The sequence below is a fragment of the Bordetella muralis genome, assembly GCF_965139205.1.
Lineage (GTDB): Bacteria > Pseudomonadota > Gammaproteobacteria > Burkholderiales > Burkholderiaceae_B > Bordetella_A > Bordetella_A muralis.
Genome location: NZ_CBCSIU010000011.1, coordinates 140,498 through 158,976, shown reverse-complemented (window position 1 = coordinate 158,976; position 18,479 = coordinate 140,498). Strand labels below are relative to the sequence as shown.

General features: G+C 56.7%; 18 protein-coding genes. 9 read left to right on the top strand and 9 right to left on the bottom strand.

What is annotated here, in order from left to right; genetic code table 11:
- Positions 1-251: 251 nt before the first annotated feature.
- Entirely contained in the window at positions 252-959 is a 708-nt protein-coding gene (locus tag ACNA0I_RS16990) for a FadR/GntR family transcriptional regulator (protein ID WP_415807174.1), read from the bottom strand.
- Positions 960-1,189: 230 nt separating this feature from the next.
- Between ACNA0I_RS16990 and ilvD the strand changes: the two genes are divergently transcribed.
- From ilvD to ACNA0I_RS16960, 6 genes are all read left to right on the top strand, one after another.
- A complete protein-coding gene (gene ilvD / locus ACNA0I_RS16985) occupies positions 1,190-2,899 on the top strand; it encodes a dihydroxy-acid dehydratase (protein ID WP_415807173.1) in 1,710 nt (569 codons plus the stop codon).
- 73 nt (positions 2,900-2,972) lie between these two features.
- Positions 2,973-4,259: an MFS transporter gene (locus ACNA0I_RS16980; RefSeq protein WP_415807172.1), complete on the top strand. Its 1,287-nt coding sequence runs from the start codon at positions 2,973-2,975 to the stop codon at positions 4,257-4,259.
- A 50-nt stretch (positions 4,260-4,309) separates the two neighbouring features.
- On the top strand, positions 4,310-5,683 hold the full coding sequence (locus ACNA0I_RS16975) for an FAD-dependent oxidoreductase (RefSeq protein ID WP_415807171.1): 1,374 nt from the start codon (positions 4,310-4,312) through the stop codon (positions 5,681-5,683).
- A gap of 693 nt (positions 5,684-6,376) precedes the next feature.
- Complete coding sequence (locus ACNA0I_RS16970) at positions 6,377-7,057, top strand: SOS response-associated peptidase (protein ID WP_415807170.1); 681 nt, start codon at positions 6,377-6,379, stop codon at positions 7,055-7,057.
- Between the two features lie 810 nt (positions 7,058-7,867).
- Complete coding sequence (locus tag ACNA0I_RS16965) at positions 7,868-8,167, top strand: hypothetical protein (protein ID WP_415807169.1); 300 nt, start codon at positions 7,868-7,870, stop codon at positions 8,165-8,167.
- Between the two features lie 11 nt (positions 8,168-8,178).
- The gene (locus ACNA0I_RS16960; RefSeq protein ID WP_415807168.1) at positions 8,179-9,006 is read left to right on the top strand and encodes a hypothetical protein; all 828 of its coding nucleotides are present in this window, start codon (positions 8,179-8,181) and stop codon (positions 9,004-9,006) included.
- On the opposite strand, the gene ACNA0I_RS16955 is transcribed toward ACNA0I_RS16960, so the two are convergent.
- From ACNA0I_RS16955 to ACNA0I_RS16940, 4 genes are read right to left on the bottom strand one after another with little or no spacing between them, the layout of a single operon-like run.
- A complete protein-coding gene (locus ACNA0I_RS16955) occupies positions 9,003-9,554 on the bottom strand; it encodes a hypothetical protein (RefSeq protein ID WP_415807167.1) in 552 nt (183 codons plus the stop codon). The two genes, ACNA0I_RS16960 and ACNA0I_RS16955, sit on opposite strands and share 4 nt — an antisense overlap.
- Positions 9,551-10,027: a hypothetical protein gene (locus ACNA0I_RS16950; protein ID WP_415807165.1), complete on the bottom strand. Its 477-nt coding sequence runs from the start codon at positions 10,025-10,027 to the stop codon at positions 9,551-9,553. Before ACNA0I_RS16950 ends, ACNA0I_RS16955 begins: the two co-directional genes overlap by 4 nt.
- Positions 10,011-10,364 carry a hypothetical protein gene (locus tag ACNA0I_RS16945; RefSeq protein WP_415807164.1) on the bottom strand — a complete coding sequence of 118 codons (354 nt, stop codon included), beginning with the start codon at positions 10,362-10,364 and terminating at the stop codon, positions 10,011-10,013. The genes ACNA0I_RS16950 and ACNA0I_RS16945 overlap by 17 nt, the downstream gene beginning before the upstream one ends.
- 18 nt (positions 10,365-10,382) lie before the next feature.
- Positions 10,383-10,931, bottom strand: coding sequence for a glycoside hydrolase family 19 protein (locus tag ACNA0I_RS16940; RefSeq protein WP_415807163.1), 549 nt, complete (start codon positions 10,929-10,931; stop codon positions 10,383-10,385).
- A gap of 131 nt (positions 10,932-11,062) precedes the next feature.
- Between ACNA0I_RS16940 and ACNA0I_RS16935 the strand changes: the two genes are divergently transcribed.
- Entirely contained in the window at positions 11,063-11,755 is a 693-nt protein-coding gene (locus tag ACNA0I_RS16935) for a hypothetical protein (RefSeq protein WP_415807162.1), read from the top strand.
- A gap of 12 nt (positions 11,756-11,767) precedes the next feature.
- Here the strand turns inward: ACNA0I_RS16935 and ACNA0I_RS16930 are convergent, their stop codons facing one another.
- From ACNA0I_RS16930 to ACNA0I_RS16915, 4 genes are all read right to left on the bottom strand, one after another.
- On the bottom strand, positions 11,768-12,538 hold the full coding sequence (locus ACNA0I_RS16930) for a hypothetical protein (protein ID WP_415807161.1): 771 nt from the start codon (positions 12,536-12,538) through the stop codon (positions 11,768-11,770).
- Positions 12,539-12,540: 2 nt separating this feature from the next.
- A complete protein-coding gene (locus tag ACNA0I_RS16925; protein WP_415807159.1) occupies positions 12,541-14,304 on the bottom strand; it encodes an SGNH/GDSL hydrolase family protein in 1,764 nt (587 codons plus the stop codon).
- Positions 14,305-14,366: 62 nt separating this feature from the next.
- Positions 14,367-16,040: a host specificity factor TipJ family phage tail protein gene (locus ACNA0I_RS16920; RefSeq protein ID WP_415807158.1), complete on the bottom strand. Its 1,674-nt coding sequence runs from the start codon at positions 16,038-16,040 to the stop codon at positions 14,367-14,369.
- A 507-nt stretch (positions 16,041-16,547) separates the two neighbouring features.
- Positions 16,548-16,706: a hypothetical protein gene (locus tag ACNA0I_RS16915; protein WP_415807157.1), complete on the bottom strand. Its 159-nt coding sequence runs from the start codon at positions 16,704-16,706 to the stop codon at positions 16,548-16,550.
- Between ACNA0I_RS16915 and ACNA0I_RS16910 the strand changes: the two genes are divergently transcribed.
- Together ACNA0I_RS16910 and ACNA0I_RS16905 are read left to right on the top strand one after the other, a co-directional pair.
- The gene (locus ACNA0I_RS16910) at positions 16,705-17,190 is read left to right on the top strand and encodes an ATPase, T2SS/T4P/T4SS family (RefSeq protein WP_415807156.1); all 486 of its coding nucleotides are present in this window, start codon (positions 16,705-16,707) and stop codon (positions 17,188-17,190) included. The two genes, ACNA0I_RS16915 and ACNA0I_RS16910, sit on opposite strands and share 2 nt — an antisense overlap.
- 148 nt (positions 17,191-17,338) lie before the next feature.
- The gene (locus tag ACNA0I_RS16905; protein ID WP_415807155.1) at positions 17,339-18,256 is read left to right on the top strand and encodes a TrfA; all 918 of its coding nucleotides are present in this window, start codon (positions 17,339-17,341) and stop codon (positions 18,254-18,256) included.
- The last annotated feature ends 223 nt before the right edge of the window (positions 18,257-18,479 follow it).

Below are 18,479 nucleotides of genomic sequence, written 5' to 3'. Positions count from 1 at the left end.
GTTGAAAAGCCGGCTAGTCGTGCGCGAACTCATGCACCCTGCCATCACCACAACAAGACATACCACGGCACCACAACGGCCCAACGTTTGAATCGACATATTCCCTAGCCCTAAAAAAAGAGTGTTGCAGCCATTGTTATAGCAAGTCTTGGCAACTCAGAGCAGGTATGAACCCCGGAGCAAGCCGGATCTCTCGATTGACAACGTTCTCGTCGGCGGCAGATAAATCGGCATTGAGCGCAATACGAACGCTAAAGGACTTCCTTGTCCACATGCTGAACCACCAGATCAATGACGCGCGACGTGTTCTTCGATGCGAGCGCCTCGATGATCGCGCAGTGCTCCTGGTGCAGCGTGTCGCGGCTTTCCGGCACAAAACCGTAGATTCTCCAGGCCTGCGTCCATAGTTGATGGATCTGCTGCTGCATCGCGGACAAGATAGGATTGCCGGCCAGCTCGGCGACCTTGGCCTCAAAGCTCAAATCCAGACCGGCATTCTCCTCGAACTCGCCCTTTGCAGTCTGGTCCTGAGCGTTGTCGTCGATCAGTTCTTTCAGGATGCGAATGCCGCCTTTGTTGGCCTTGATCGAATACGCCTCGAAAACCGCACGCTCGACCGCCGTACGTGCCGCGATCAGCTGCTGCATGAATTCCTTGCTCACGCCCTGCGCCAGCAACGCATTCAAATTGTCACCACTGGTGGCAACCGCGTGCTTTTCGACAAAATAGGTGCCACTGCCCACGCGAGTCTCGATACGTCCGGCGGCCTCGAGAACCTTCAGCGCCTGGCGGATCGACGAACGGCTCACAGAAAAACTCTCGGATAGTTCTCGCTCGGACGGCAGCTTGTCTCCAATTTGGAATTGGCCGCTGTTCAGCAGACTCTCAAGCTGCTGGCACACCTCTTGAAAAATGTCTGTGCGCTTGATGGGAAGCATTGAAAAACGGGGCTTGCTCATGTGGGCTCGATGCCGAACATCCAAAACTACGGGACTCGGAACTTTACCATTCTTCAGCAAAATGGTCCGTCCACTTTCTCGTACATCGCTTTTATTTTCCTGCCAATTGGGGTAAATCCGATCAAATTGGATAGTTGTCAGACCACTTTTAGTCAGATAGCATACCAATCATCCCCAGCCTTATCCGTCGCACAGCCGCGTACGGGCAGCGAAACCAGGAGACAGCAGCAATGTACAGAAGCAATTTTGAGCCCGGCTCCACCCGTTGGGCAGTGCGGCGCAGCCAGTGGCGCAGCATGGGCATCCGTGAAGAAGACATGGACAAGCCCAAGATCGCCGTCATCAACACCTCGAACAAACTTTCCTGCTGCTACGTCCATCTGGATGCCATCAGCGCTCTGGTCCAGCAGGCCATCCGCGATGCCGGCGCCCTGGCGTTTGAAGTGCGCACGGTGGCCCCCAGCGACTTTGTCACCAGCGCGGGGAAAAAAGCTCGCTATCTCATGCCGACCCGCGATCTGATGGTCAACGAGGTGGAATGCATGATGGAGGGCGCGGTGCTGGACGGCATGATCTGCCTATCCTCCTGCGACAAGACGACACCTGCCCATCTCATGGCGGCAGCACGCCTGGACGTCCCCTCCCTGCTCTTGACCTGTGGCTACCAGATCGGCGGCAAGTGCTCAAACGAGAAATTCGAGGATCAGTTCTTCGACATCGACGACGTGTACGAGCAGATCGGCGCGCTGGCGACCCGCACGATCACACTCAAGGACCTGACCGACATGACGGATGTGGCGATCCAGTCGCCTGGCGTCTGTGCTGGCCTGGGTACCGCTAATTCCATGCATATTGTGGCCGAAGCCATGGGCATGACGTTGCCTGGCAACTCACCCATCTGGGCCAACGGCCGCCGCCTGAACGAATATGCGCAAGCCGCCGGCCGTCAGATCGTCGAATTGACCCGCCACGGCGTCTCGGCACGCAAGATCATCACCGAAGAGTCCATCCGTAATGCCGTCATGATGGTGCTGGCCGTCGGCGGCTCAGTCAACACGGTGCGTCACATTGCCGCGATCGCCACCGAGGCCGAATTGCCCCTGGACGTCGTGAAACTCTATGAAGACTACGGCAAGTCCATCAAACTGCTGACGGCCGTACGTCCTAACGGCCCCTTCCGCACCGAAGACCTGGAAGCCGCCGGCGGAACGCCCGCGGTCATGAACCAACTGCGCGAACACCTGCATCTCGATGCGCTGACCGTGACGCGTCAGACCGTGGGCGAGAACATCCGCGATGCGCGCGTCAAAGACGGCAAAATCATCCGATCCCTGGCTGATCCCGTCAGCGTGAGACCAGGCGTAGGCATTCTGCGCGGCAATCTCGCGCCCAATGGGGCCATTGTGAAATTGTCCGCGGTGCCGGGCGAACGCGCCGAATTCTCCGGCCCCGCCAATATCTACGAAGGCGAGGACGAAGCCATTGAGGCGCTGGGCAAAGGCTTGATCAACAAGGGCGACGTGATCGTCCTGCGCAACATGGGTCCCAGCGGCGGCCCCGGCACAGTATTCGCCTGCAGTTTCGTAGCGGCACTCAATGGCGCCGGCATCGCCGAATACGTAGCAGTCGTCACCGACGGCGAATTGTCCGGCTTGAACCGGGGCATCATCGTCGGCCAGTTGATGCCGGAATCTGCAGCCGGCGGCCCCCTCGCCGTGGTCAGGCAAGGCGAAACCATCCATATCGACTTCGTCAACCGCAAGATCGACATGGACGTTCCGCAGGACGAGATCGCCCGGCGCCTGAGTGAATGGCGTCCCCGTGAACTCGAACTCGGCGGCGGCAACAGCACCTATCTCTTGCAGTATGCCCAACTCGTGCAGCCCATCGAACAAGGCGCGGTGCTGGGCAAACGCAAGGTTCACGCACATACCTCTTGATCCCCGGCCGGCGCCCTGGCACAGGCCAGGGCGCCGGCCAACTCATAACAACGGCACACGGAGACAGCCCATCATGTCCACGCAGACAGAGGCACAAAAATCCAGGAAAGCGGGTCTGGCAGCATTCATCGGTACCGTCCTGGAATGGTACGACTTCATCATCTATGGCACCGCGGCAGCCATCGTACTGAACAAGATTTTCTTTCCGAACAGCGATCCGCTGGTCGGCACCCTCGCCGCTTTCGCCACCTATGCGGTCGGATTTCTCGCTCGCCCACTAGGCGGACTCGTGCTCGGCTACCTCGGTGATAAGGTCGGCAGAAAGACGGTACTGGTACTGACATTGTTCCTCATGGGCGGCGCCACCACCGCCATCGGTCTATTGCCAGGCTATGACAGCATCGGCCTATGGGCGCCGGCATTACTCGTATTGATGCGATTGATCCAGGGTTTTGGCGCAGGCGGAGAATATGCGGGCGCCGTGGTCTTGTCCGTAGAGCACGCACAGAAAGGCAAGCGCGGCGCGGCCGGCGCCTGGGCCCCTCTGGGCTTTGCCGCAGCTACGTTGCTCGCCAACGCAGTGTTCTTTTTCTTTCTGAACACCTTGAGCGAAGCGCAATTCATGGCCTGGGGATGGCGCATTCCCTTCCTGCTCGGCGCCGTCTGCGTGTTGGTCGGCTACCTGATCCGACGCAACATCGAGGAACCGCCTGCCTTTGAGAAAGCCCAGCAATCGCAGCAGACAAAGAAGATCGGCCTGCTCTCAGCCATCAAGCATCATCCACGCAGCTTCTTTATTGTCATCGGCTCGCGCATGGGCGAGAACGGTTTTGCCTACCTCTATCCTGTATTTTGCGTGTCATACATGGTGACCACGCTCAAGATGGAAAAATCGATGGCATTGTGGGCCGTCATCATTGCATCGGCTATCCAGCTCGTGACGATTCCGTTCTACGGCGCGCTGTCCGATCGCATCGGACGCAAGAAAGTCTATCTCGGCGGCATCATTGTCTCCGTGCTGTGGCTGGCGCCCTTTTTCATGCTGCTGGATGTGCAGGCCTTCTGGGCCGTCGTGCTGGGCTTTGCGGTCGGCCTCGGTATCGCCTATCCGGCCATGTTGTCGCCACAGGCTGCCTGGTACGCGGAACTCTTCGATACCGAATTCCGGTTGGCAGGCTTCGCGTTTTCGCGGGAACTCGGCTCGCTGCTGGCTGGCGGACTGGCGCCCTTTATCGCGACGGCGCTCTACACCTATTATCAGCACTGGTGGCCTATCGTGGTCTACATGGGCGGTATGGGTGTCCTGACCCTGATCGCACTCGCGCTAGGGCCTGAAACCGTGCACAAGAACATCGATTAACGCAAAGGCAGCCGCCGTCAACGGCGGCTTGCACTGATGAAGGAAACAGCATGGACAGCAACAACACCGATTTCCCCGCCTGGCATCTCGAAAGCCGCTACGACGCCGTACCCGACCTGCCCGTCCTGGCAGAGGTCGACGTGTTGGTAGTAGGCGGCGGTGCCGCCGGCGTGGCTGCCGCGACAACGGCTGCCGAACACGGCAAACGCACCTTGGTGATAGAGCGCTACGGATTCTTTGGCGGCGCGGCCGTGGCCGGTATGTCAGGGACGATCTGCGGCATGTATCTGGCGAGCGACGTCCACGCCGAACCCCGTCAGGTCGTCCAAGGATTCACTGAACGTTTCCGCGCCGAGCTGGCCCGCCGCAACGGCGTCACCGCACCGCAACGCTACGGCAAGACCTGGACCGTGACACACGATCCGCTCATGTGGAGCGAGACGGCGGATCAGTTCGTCGAGGAAGCCGGCGCCAAAACGCTGTTCCATACCAGCGTGACCGGCGTCATCATGGAACAAGACGCCTGCACCGGCGTCGTCATCGAATCGGCTGCAGGGCGTTCCGTCATCCTGGCCAAGCGCATCATCGACGCATCCGGCGATGCCGCAGTCATTGCGCGCGCCGGTTACGGCTATGTTTTCGGGGATCACGGAAAAATTCAGAACCCGACGATGTTCTTCAGACTCGGTCAGATCGACATGCCGCGATTTCTGGCCTATTGGGGTGACGACACCATCAACCCGCCCAAAGTCAGCGAGGCCATTGAGCAGGCCGACTCTGCCGGGCGCTACGCATTGCCTCGTAAAAAAATCTGGATCTTCCCGACTACCCGCCCCGGCGAGCTGCTGGTCAATGCAACCCGGCTGACGGCACGTGACGGCCATATGCTCAATGTCATCGACCCCGAAGACTTCACCGAAGCCGAGATCGCCGGCCGCCGTCAGGTCCGCGAATATGCCGCCTTTCTCGCGGACAATATTCCCGGCTGCGAGGCGAGCTACGTGGTTAACACCGGTACGCAAGTCGGTGTGCGCCAGACTCGCAGCATCGTGGGCGTAGAGACTTTGACCAACGACGATGTGCTGTCCTGCCGCAAGCGCGATGACGGCATCTGCAGAGTGCCATGGCCGATCGAACTGCACGCAGGCGAAAAACCCAAGCTGCACTGGTTGCTGGATGACTACTACGAAGTGCCCTATCTGGCTCTGGTGCCCGAACAAGGCGAAAACCTGATTGTGGCCGGCCGATGCCTGAGCGCCGAACACGAAGCACTGGCCTCGGCGCGCGTTACCGCACAGTGCTTCGAATACGGCCGGGCCGCCGCCATCGCGGCGATTTTGTCGCTCGATAGCGGCCGGCGCCTGCGTGATATTCCGGGACAGGAAGTCCGCGCAACCATGCAGGCATTGGGAAGTGCGCTGTAAGCGCCAGACGCACTATGTGAGCAAGTGCGCTCGGGCCGTTCACAACGACGATCCGAGCACCTGTTATTTCAAACTGGCCGCAACACCAGGGAGCCCATCAAAAATGGGCGCGTTGATTTTCGTATCAGCCACCACAGAAGCAATCTCGGCGGGGGGTGTTGCTGATGGTGTTGATCGGCGCGTTACCGACCCCGCTGCAACCCGAGACAAGACCTGCACACAGCGCGAGCACCACAGTCAACCTTTTTGACCATTTACCATGCACTTGTGCGCCTCGTTTATGCGTTCCATCATCGCCTGCGCATTTATATCAGACGATCGAGGTATTCACAGCTACGTGACCGAGTCAATGTGCCGAGAGTCGAAGACACAGCGAGAATCGGCGCATACAGCGAGCGATGCGAAAAGTTCCCAGTATGACTCGCCGGCGAACCAACGATGAGTCATATGCAGGCAGCAAAAAGCCCGTAAGAACTTGTTCTTACGGGCTTTGCAGACCAGGAGATACCTGGAGAATTCTTGGTGCCGACGGCGAGACGCCAATATCAAGCGTTGGCGGGATATTTTTATAATTCTGGGGCTATTTTGGGGCCTTCTGCGCGATTTCTGGTCTCCGGGTGAGACCCGAATTCAAGTCAAGACAGAACCGTCGAGCCCATATACTAACTGCCTGGATCCAATGGAGACTGCCCCATGTGCGGACGCATAGTCCAAAAATCTGGCCCGATGGATTACGTCGAGCGGATCGATACCAACTGGGCAACGATCTTCGATGATCCCGTCGGTCCTCGCTACAACGTGGCGCCTGGCACTCGACCGATCACGGCCCACCGGTTGATTGACGGCACCGAGCAGATGATGCGGCTACCGTGGGGCTATCAGCCAAATAACTCCAAGCATTTCATGGTCAATGCCAAACTGGAAACCATCCAAAAGAACGGTTGGCCATGGAAGATGTTGATTGGCCGTGGCCGGATCCTCGTGCCCGCCGATGGGTGGTATGAATGGAAGCCGCTCTCTGACGACCCGAAACCGCCCAAGCAGCCCTACTACATCCATGGCGACGGCCCGCTATTCTTCGCGGCCCTGACGGCTTGGCGCCCCGGTGACGAAATGGACAAGGCTCATGGGTTCGCCATAGCAACCAACGATTCACGAGGCGGCATGGTCGACGTGCACGATCGACGCCCCATAGCGCTGCCGGCCGATTTGGCGCGTGAATGGATAGATCCAGGCTTGCCAGTGGATGAGGCAAAGGCCCTGCTGAACGAGGGCCTGCCGGAAACTGCCTTTACCTGGCACCCAGTACGGCAAGAGGTCGGCAGCTCCAAATATGAATTGCCCGACGCGATCGAGCCAGTTCTAACGCTTTGACTGCTGCGCGTACAAAGCAACAGCCCCCTCAAGAGAGGCGCGACTTCCGCGCCATTCGCCACCGCCCCACAACTCAAAAGCCCAGCCGCCATTCACAAAGACCCGACATATGGACCATCCACCAGGGCCAGACCAATAGTATTCATCGACCTGCTCCCAATCGGCTGCGCTCATCCGTGTCTCGGTATTCGTGACAGATTGCCACTGTGGCACCAATTCTAGAGCGGATATACTGGATGTTCAACCAGTATTTCTAGTGCTCCATGTATGTTCCCGCCCCCACTGACCAGCAAACGTCTAAAGCAGATTCAGGAGCTGCGTAGAGATGATCCTGACGTACACGAGCTGCTTTGGTATATCGCGCGCCTGCGGAGTTACGTGCGTCGCTTTGATCAATTGCTGGAAAGCATGCCCGTCAGGGCAGCGGGCACTACCGACTTGCTCGCAAGGTGTGGCGAAATGGAAATCGGGGAGGAAGATTTTATTCAGGAGCGCCGAGCCCGAAATCTCCCCCCTCCTAGCCCGAAGCCAGCGGACGCCGATAGGTACGTTGAAAGGGAGGCGCCGAACGAAAACGGGATCTTGGCCAAAGTGCCTGGGGAATACCTGGACGAAGCTCGGCAGAGTCTCCCGCCGGTCGATTTGGCTGAGGATCGCATCTATGAGGCTGTCGTTGCGGCCGGTCATCTTGGGCCCATACGGGTCCAATTCAGGCGTCACAAGGCTAGGCATCACAAGCACAGTCACTGGTTTTGGTCTGCGTTTAAGGCAGAGCGCACCGAGCCATGAAACATTAGGTATCATTTCGGTATGGCGACATACCCCATCCCCGAATACCTACAAGACTCCCACGACGGCGACGAGTGGGCTATTGTTGCCATCCTGGGCGGCCGCGTCGTGGCGCTGCGCTATATCTCGGACGTTGCGCCGGAGATCGGACTGACGGAGTCTGCTATTGGGCAATGGCTAGATCGCAATCCTCTGGAGTTGCGCGAATTGAAGGCGCTGGGGTCAGTGAGCGCTGGGATCGTCACAGCGGACGGATTTGAGGTGCAATGGGAGTTGTCCGTGCAAAAGCTGTTTCATGAGTTCTTACGCGGGACTAAATAAGGACGCTTGCGATGCGACTTATAAAGAGCTGTAATCCAGAACACAATATCCGAACGAGCTCTACTGCGAAGCTGCAGGTAGGTTCGTATTATTTTTACAAACAACATGAAAACTTAGAGATCAAGGATGAGGGCGAGGCGACAAATAAACTCTATGTCGATATTCGTGGACCATTCTCGATATCTGCCGCGAACCTAAATGCGCTAACCGGCGGCCAGTTTGTCTCTGGTACTGATCAGCACTCATCAGCACCTCGACTACCAGCGTTCACCCGTATAAAGGTCCAATGCCTTAGGGTCAGGCGCGATGGAGACCCTGTCATAGTTGATGAGGCGCGTTTCGAAATAGAGCGCTCACTGCCTAATGGTTTTGTATTCTGCATGTCCCTGACAGACGAAAACCAGACTAGCCCACTCTTTGAATCATACAGCGACTCATGGTCGCTACCATTTGAAAAATCCGGCCTTTTTGCGTGGCATCTGTCTCGGATGATGACAACGCAACTACAGCCTGAATGGATTGAGCCAAAGCTCCAACAAGATATCGAGTCTGGAAAAATCTCGCTCGACCAAGTAACAGTAGAGGTACACGACCGGGCCATTTTATATACAGATCGTCATATCACTCTAACCGCAGGAGACGAGGAGAAAATCAACGGCGTGTTCTCGATCATCCGGTCTTTGGCTTTTACCAAGCCCCCGCGATATAGTCGCGACCGAGAATATAGATTTCTTCTTAATGTAATTGCCGAGCATGCAAACGGAACAAAGACCATCTATGCTCCGGCGGCAGAACTCGTTCGCCTTACGCCAGACATTCCATGGGTAGACCTTGACTAGTGTCTACTAAATCTCGCAGGACCTTGAAAAGCAGTTATAGATCGAACATATCCCTGCAACCCATTCACTTGATCGGCCCATCCTGCAGCGTCCGCTCCCACCTCGCCAAGTCGTCTTGATAGGCTTTCTGCTCGCGCAAGACATTCTCCAAGTATTCCGATCCAGTCGGGGCCGGCCGCATCAGGTCCTCTGACGGCTCCGGCAGTTGGGGTACGGTTGCGATGCTGCCGCAACAACCCGTCAATACGAGTATTGACAGCAGTAAGCTCAAGCTCCAAGGTCTGGGCTTTCTGCTCGGCGAGTTGGCGGGCCAGCACGGCGCCGCGATGTTGGGCATCAGCACGATCTTTCTCCACTTGCATGCCGCGCTCGATGGCGGCTTGTTGGGCTTTCACTTCGGCCAGCGCTGCGGCATGGCCGGCGTCATAGCCAGACGACCAGCGCCACGACCAAGCCAAGACGCCGAGCGATACCAGCACAGCACCGATCGCGCCTGCGACTAGGTATCCCTTCCAGCCCGTCACCAGATCGAGCACCTTCTTGATCATGATCCCCCCAGCCAGTCAGGAGGATCTTTGGGCTCTACAGGCTGAGGCGTCACCGCTTCTTTCACGTCTGCTGCAGCTTCGCTCACCTTATTGGCTGCGGACTTCGCGGTAGTTGCTGCCTGACGAGCCGTCGCACCTGCCCCTGCGGCAGTTTTGGAAGCGCCTTCAGCCTTGGAAACGGCCTCTTGCGCAGCCTGAACAGCGGCGTCTGTCTTTGCCACCAATGGCGGTAGCCGCTGATCGATGATCACCAGCAAACCTTTGTTGACGTCGATTAGCCGTGTCACTTCGGCCTGATGGCCGGAATTTATTGACGCCACCGTGCGGTCAAACCAGAAGTACAGCGGCGTACCAAATATCAGCCCGCCCAGACACAAGATTCCCACATAGGCGAGCCATACCTTCAACGCTCGCAATAGGTGATTGGCGCGGTCTTCATCGCAGCGGCAAAGCCGCTCAATTACCTTGCCCATGATCGATCTCCTCATCATCTGTGCCGACCGGTACAGGCTCTCCAGTTAGGCGTGCGATACGAACCTGCGCCTCGCGAAGTTGGTACTTAAGAAGCCGGATATCACCCTTCATTGCAGCCCAATCCTTGCGCATTTCTTGCAATTGGCCGTCGAGTTCAATGGCCCTCTGCTTCCACTGATCTCGCTCGGCCGTGATGGTGGCCAGCGCATTGCCCGAGGCCGTAGCTGAAGCAACACTGTTGTCCAGCGTTCGCATGAGTAGAGGTACGAGCCACTTGCCGACAAAGCCGGCCACGATTACGGATATGCCACCGTATGCCCATTTTTCGAGATCCATCGCCCCTCCTAAGGGCTGTTATGGAGCGCCAAACACAAGGCGCACCGTCTCATACCGGCGTTGCCGGTCCTCCCACCCATTGGGCAGCCCGTTCTTGTTTTTGCCGTTCACGCGGATCGACAGGCGTAAAAAATCGCCGGAATCGGCGATCTCGTTGCAACCCTTGTTTTTCCACCACCAGCCACTACATCGGGCGGCGTCTACAGGCCGCTCCAGCCATTCAGGGTGATTGATGTAGTCGACGCCTAGGCCATCAGAAACAGCCTGGTAGTTTGCCCGCCCAGTGATCTGGATCAGCCCCCGACCGCGATATCGCGATCCGTCCCCTGGCTGAGTATTGCCAAGATCCGCCCTACCCTCGTAGCGACGTTGGGCTGGCGTCGGGCCCCAGATCTCTCGCGTATGCACGAAACCCGCCGACTCGTGGCCGATGGTAGCGATATACATCGCTGCGCGCAAAGGCGAAACGATCGCGAATTCCATCATTGATCGCTCTACAGCGTCATACCACTTGGCGGCCATTTCAGGCGAGAGCATGGCCGCTTTTGCAAAATCAGGCTCGCGCATTGAATCTCCAGGCGTAAAAAAACCCGCATCGGCGGGCCGCTCAAATAGTGATAAATTATTTCCGCGCACTTGGACGCTGTTGCCGACACGTGCGTCGCACAACGAGACCCAACAAAATCAACGCCAAGATAATGACCACTATGGCAAAAATGGAAACCAAACCAATGACATCCATTTGGGACATCTCCTTAGAAACAGCAAATCGGATGTATTTTTGGGCATCTCTCGCTGCAATTGGACTGGGAGCCATCACCGTCCTATCTGCCGTTCTGACGTTCTGGGCATCCGGGGTCATTTCCAAACACAATGACCAAGCAATAAACAGCGCGAGAGCTACAGCGGAACAATCTCGCGAATCCGCCAACCGCCTAGAAGCAGAAACAGAAGGACTGAAAAATAAAAATCTTCAACTGGCAATAAGGCTAGAAGAAGAGCGCACAGCGCGTCTGAAGTTGGAGGACAAATTGGCCCCAAGGAGACTCTCCAGTGATCAGCACCGAGCGTTGGTTCAGTATCTTCAGCGTTTACAGCCCTTCGACATAGCGGTCGGCAGCATCAGCGGAGATGTAGAAGCGATGGGCTTTGCGGAGCAATTGCGAAGCGCAATCAAAGAAGCCGGTTTCAAGGTATTCGACGGCATTGATCAACCCGTGTTCAGCGGCAGAGCTTATGGCGTGATAGTTGATATTTCAGACTCTAATATCGAAGCTCAAGGTGCTGACACAGTTAGAGCTTTAGCCGCAGCCGGAATCAAGTCCGAGTTCAGACTCAACATGCTCCCGACACACCGCAGCATCCAAATCATTATCGCCACAAAGCCCTAATCGATATTGGGGCTAAAGATCGGTTAGTCCGACACTCGGTCCGAACCCGGTTCGAATGCCATCCACCAACGCTGTTAAGCCACCAGACGGCGGAATGGTGTTATAGATCGCGACCATTCTCACGCGGCAGCTACCTTGCGTCGAGGATGAGCTGATGACCGATCCGATGCGCAACGTATTGTTGAACGTCAAACGCGCTTCTCCCGTAGCAGCGTTGTTAACTGCGGCCGAGGCGCCACCCTGGCCGATCACGGAGGAACCAGAGTTGTTTGATCCGTTAAATAAGCCGCCTATCGTTGCCCATCCACCAGGCAGCCCACGAGCCACATAGAGCCCAGTCAGAGGGCCTGCGTTTGCCCCACCCTGATCACGAAACACTCGAGTACTCAATATGCCGTCTTGAATGGATGCAAACATCGTGTCACCCCGCGCATATGGCGTTCCGACATCCTGTGCGAGCGTCAAATTGGAAATGACCGGTGCGGCACTTCCGTTGATCTTTTGGACAACTGCAACCAGTGTCATATCCGGCGTACCTGGCAATTGCGTATCAAAGTAGGCGCCGGGGCCCACGCCGGCGCCGTCAGTCGAATAATCGGGGGACCCGACGACTAGGAGTGGTAGAGCCGGATTTGCAAAGTTCCGGCACGACATCGAATCGCTCAAGCCCAAGACGTACAGGCCTACAAGGCCATCCGTGTAGGACAACTGAGGCATCGAGAAATCACCATCCCAGGGATAGTTTCGTTCCGTTGCGGCCACGCTGGTAATTAAATGACCCATCTTTAGACTCCGAGAACAGGAAAAAGTGATTGGTGTACGAATCTTTGTGCCCCAGCATTCGATACGTGGGCACCATCCGCCCACTGACCGCGAGCATTCTCGACCGCATGTGAAGCCCATGCGTCGTATCCGTTCACCCATTCGGTCGCATTCGCTAGCGCGACGTTATACGCAGCACTTCGGTACTGGGATTGGGGAATCAATATGGCCCCGGTGGACCGCTGCATTGGCATGACAATCACGTTGCCACAGTCAGAATGGGCTGTGCGATACGCCGCAATGATGGCTTCGTGCGCCTGTTCGAAAGTCGCGATACTCGCGCGCGGGCGCACTGGATCGTTGGTGCCCAGGATCGTCACAACTAGATCTAGGTCGAGTGCGGTGGCGTAGTAACGAATCCACTCGGCAAACTGCATGAAATCGTAGCCAGTGGCCCCGCCCTGGCCCAACTTTAGAACCTCTATGCCAACTGCGGCACTATCGCGCAGCAGGAACCCTGTTAAACCCACTGTGCCTGAAACCGTCTCGATTCGTACGGCATCAGCATTTCCAGACGTCAGCGGAATCACCGCTGACTGAACGGGAGAGCCTCCAGTGTCCGGCGTGACGGTCGTCCACGCCCCGTCGTTAGCTTGCCACCGGAACGATCCAGATTGAGCGGCGAAGAATACGGTCAACGAGTCGCCATGCACGAGATTTCCAAGGTCGTAGGAATCGCCCGCTGTTGATGAGTACAGGACAAAACCATCCGGCCCGGTTGGCATTGGAGGTGGATCGAACGGTTCTTGTGTCGGGTCATAGAGCGTCCATCCCGCAGACCGCGAGCCGGTAACGCCATCCATGTAGTAGCTCGGCGTAAACGAAATCCAGCCAGTCCCTGCGCGCCCGAACTTCTCATACAGCGCCGGGCAGAGAGCCTCGAGAATTGTCAGAAACTCAGTCCAACTATCGCCCGTCATTCCAAGGCGGGCTTGGCCAGAGCCAGCAAGAATCTGGCCGAGCTTTGCATGCCAGCGGCGCAATGATGAGCCATCCGTACGAAGGGGCAGATCGCGCGTCAGCACCGTTGGAACAGACGATGCATTATTGACCTGGGCCGTGTCCTGAATCGCCTTTGTCAGTCGTGGGCCAAACCCCGCAGCGTCTATAAGGCCATCGTCTATCCAAAGGTAGACTCGCCCGTTCTTACCTTGAACAATTCGAGCCGCGCTCCCCGTATCTTCATCGATCCCGATGTACTGGGACATTCGATCAACGGCGATCCGCTGGGTCTCGCTGGTCAACCTCGGACCGAGCCCCATCGCCTCAATAAGACCGTGATCCAGCCAGACATAAATACGTTTATCCGGACCTGTTACCACTTTAATGTAATCAGCCGAATCCACAGACAGGCCAAGGGTGGTGGCAATCGTTACCTGCAGTTCGTCAATGTCGCCTTGATTGGCGGGCTGAGGATCATCTCGCGTATACACTCCGGTGGAATCCGCAGTGTAGTAGCCGTTGTTTTCTGTCGTATCGCCCCAGACTCTCGCTCGACTGCCGGGTGCATTACCCGAAGCGGGGATATCGACAGCCAACTCATACGGAGTCACCCCAGCCTCCATAAGCGCGGCGTCACGCACCTCCGCTTTGAGCGTGGCTAGATTCGATACATCGTTGCCCACCCGATTGACGTTCGGCACGCCAGCCGGATCATTGGCATATTTCTTTAGTGTCCCGGCGTCAAACGAAGCACCATTAAGCTCTTCTTTGCTAATAGCAGCCATATGCGACTCGCATAAAAAAGCCCCGCTCTATGGCGGGGCGTATGGTTGAAACGGGTTAGCTGTTACGGATGAAAATCCAGGTCGTGCTCGTAGTACCGATCGTCGTAGTTGATTGCTCTCAGTGGCACCGTGCCGTCAGCATTGGCGCGGTCCTTTTCGCCCAGGATGAACGCACGAGCTTGGCGCGGGCTTGTTCCGACGCCTATCACATAGGTAGTCGGGAAGTAGGCTCCAGTGCGTCTCGTTAGAATGGGCGTGCGCGGTTCTCGCTCCAACAGCGCCCAGCGGGCACCACCGCCGGACGACACACCCATTCGCTCGACATAACCGTCCCGATTCTGAATGAATATCTGATATGCCTGCCCCTCTTGCCACTGCATCGGCTGCGAAAGCGTCACTAACAATGGATCGTCTTCGTCCACCTCAATGAACTCACCATCCTGGCTACGGCCTCGTGTATTGTCGGCATTCAAGAATCGCTCTGATGGAATGAGAAGGTTGGCTTCTGGCAAACCCGTAAACTGCGTGGCGCAATCCTGATACATCAATTTCCCGTACTCACGCCAGGCGAGAATCCAAGCCTGCTCGCTGAGTCTCACACCTACAGATTCAATGCGTTTCGGGTTGACTGCCGACCTGTCCTCGGGGATATATATGGTCGCTGGCGCGTCGTTATTATTTGGATCGATCCACTCAAACTCGATGCCGTCGTTCTCCGCATCATTACCCTCGGTGCGTTGTTCGCTACCCGGAATCTTATTGCGATGATTGAACAGCAAAGTGCTGTCATCGGTAGCGCGCTCGAAGTAAAGGCGGATCACACTGCCTCGGCGGTATGCGCGACAGAAAGCCGCGCCCGAGATCATAGTAAGAATCTCTTCAAAGGAAAGATTGTCCTTATCAATCGTGTAGTTGAACTGAGCAACGTCGATGCCAAAGTAGTCCTTTATCTCCTGCTCGGTCTGATAAATGTTGTCGAAATCGACTTCATCCGGAGTACGGTTACCTATGAGCGGATCCAAGCACACAGCAGAGAGAATATCGGCAAGACTGTTCGTCGGAAAAAGCTCTGTCGTGAACTCGGAGCCGGAGATCCGCCGCGGAAGATTTCGGGTGACGAGCATGTTGAGCTTAGGATCTTTGATCGCAAGCGCCCCATCAGTCGCCAGGCGTACCGCATGGACAGTGGTCACGTCGCCGAAATGCAGCTGATCCACGTACCCACACGCATACAAATCACGCCACTTCACCTCGTCGATGGTCGTACCTTCAAAATCGGTATCTGTGGCGGTAAGCCTACGTGCGCGGAAGCGCCAGCGATTGCTAGGGTCGTTCACCAGCTCGACGTTGAGCGTATAAGCTCGAGTCGACCTCGATGTAGCTGACCCGACCACTGTGCGCTCGAATGCATGCACGGCCCCATACGGGTTGCCTTGCACATCGACTCGCTGGGCCTCGAAGCGGAAATCCACATTGCGGCGGTACTGCTGCTGCCCATTGTCCGCATAGAGCGCGGCGGCGACCATGTTGGCGATAATTCGCCGGATCGGCCGCTGAGACTCCACGGTGACCCAGCCGATCCAGCGCTCAGCCGTCGTCGCAATGACCGGAAACAATGTGACCGTTTCCCCGCCGTAGTCATTGGCCAGCACGGTCCAATCTGCATTCACAGCGCTTGGATTGTCGAGCGTGATCTGGTTGCCGGTGACCGTGTTGATCGTATATGTCCCGGACATATCGACTTGTACAACACCCGAGGGCCGAGAAAGCGTGGGGCCGCCCGTGGCGTTACCAAGCTTCGCCCGCAAAGCAGCCCACGCGGAGCTGTTCTCCGTGACATCGAATCGCAGCGTTGTAGATTGGCCTGGAGCCTGATTGGTCCATACATCGGCGCCTCGAGGTCTCCAGAGCGATAGATGCGGTAGATCACTACCGCGGGATTCTTAAGCAATGTCCCTGCCGTGCGAGCCCGCTCGATCTCATCTGGCAACACCTCGCCAAGATCTCCAAACGTCACCCCGAGGCCAAAATCCAGATTCCCCCGATCGCCCAGCGGCTCGAGCCTCATGGGCATCCAGTCGAAGAACTGCAATTCCCCGGCTTCGTCACGAAGCCAGAGCCCCTGTCGGTAGTACGGCTGAAACCGATAAATCTTCGAAAAGCTGACCTGTGAGATCTGCAGTGTGTGCAGCTCGATTTCTGATGCACTTGATCCCAGGTAGAAATCGACGTATTGACTTGACTCAGGCATGAGGCAAATCCTCATTCACAAGTTTGTTGAGTAGATTCAAAACCTCTTTGGCGGCAGGCAGGCTTCCGTAGATCATGAGCAACATGATCAAGGTCGCCCAGTAGTCCCACTCGCCGGCGTCATATTCAGGTATCGCATCGACCTCTAACATGGCCGCTACCGGGTCCGGCAAAACCACCTTTGCCCGATCACTTATCGATCGGGTCCCCGCCGATGAACGGCTGGTCACCATCGAGGATGTCCATGAACTGATTCTGCCACGGCACAGAAATCGGATTCACCTGATGTATGGCGGTACACGCGGTCGAGTTCCGGCTACGGACAGTCTGGCCGCCTGCATGCGTCTGTCGCCAGATCGGATATTCCTGGCCGAACTACGCGGTCCCGAAACCTGGGATTATTTGGCAGCCTTGAATACAGGTCACCCGGGATCAGTCACCACCACGCATGCCAACAGCGCTACTGATACTTTTGACCGTCTCGCCATCCTCATCAAGCAATCGCCTACCGGCGGCAACCTTGATCTGCCGACCATTCAGGCCTTCTTACGTCAGACCGTAGACGTCGTGCTGCATTTTGAGCGATTTCGGCTGAAAGAACTTTGGTTTGAGCCTCGAAGACTGGTCGGCGGCTAAATCGCCGCACGCACCACATCAGCAAACGTCCGTTATCTCGTTGCCGGCCTGGTATGAACAGGCGCGGTTACTCCCTTCCCCTGAACCCGTGTGAGGCACTGCACACGCGCCAGGCAGGCCTTGTATGGGCTCGCCTGGAGCTTGACTCATGATTTCGCCCACTCGCCTGCCCTTTCACCAGGACGGCAAATTGCTGCATATGTCTGCCGCGATGCAACGTGCTCACCAAAAGGCCGATCAAGCACTGGCGGCTGCCGCAGAAAAGCAGGCCGGCACTCCAACACCGTTTATCCTGCCCGGTATCAAGGAAACAGCACGAGCCATCCCCAACTACATCGCCCGAAGCGCGGTCTTCGCACCTGTTCGTCGAGGCTGGCGCACACTGCACGATGACACGGTATTTCTGGAAGGCAGCAACATTCTGCTCAAGGGATCCGGCAAGCAGTTGAGCGAAGACCATGCGGACATCTGGATGCATGCCATGTATCTGCAGACCACCGCATTGTTAGGTGAAGCCCCCATCATCAATCGCGCGGATTTCTTACGCGGAATGGGCAGGCCTACCGGAGGCAGCCAATACGAGTGGCTACATGAGGGCATGAAGGATTTGGCCCGCTTTACCCTGAGCATCGAAGCCCGTCGTAAGGATGGCTCTATCAAATACAGCTACGGCAATCACCCCTCAACCCGGGTGCTCGCCATGATCGGCGGCTTTGATTATGACGAACCCAGTGGCTACTACACCATCTACGCCGATCCGCGCTGGGCACAGATTTTCGGCAATCGGGAGTATGCCTTGGTGGACTGGTCCAAACGACTGCAAATGCGGCTGGATCTCTCCAAAAGCCTGCAGCGACTCATCGGAACGTCATCTGACATCCAGCAAAAATACGGCCTGAGCATCCTGAAAGAGCGTGCCCAATACACCGGTCGCATGCGAGATTTTCGAGCAACTCTTGAGCGCAGTTTGGCCGAACTGGAAGCGCTGGAAGTAATCGCAGAGCCCCGAATCGAGACGGCGACCAAGGGACATGAACAAGCTGTCTGGACTCGTCTGGATCGCTAATTGATCATGTCATAACGTCTCATCCCGTGATCCAAACCTACTCAATTACGGCCATTTTTTGGTTATTTATTGATCAGATCTTGCCTGTGGATAAGTCGTCTTTGTCGTCGGCATAGCATCGCGCCCTCATCGGCATAGCATCGCGGGTTATCGGCACAGCATCGCGCTTTATCGGCATAGCATCGCGCATCATTTTTGGAAACCCGCATGAATAGGGGCTTTC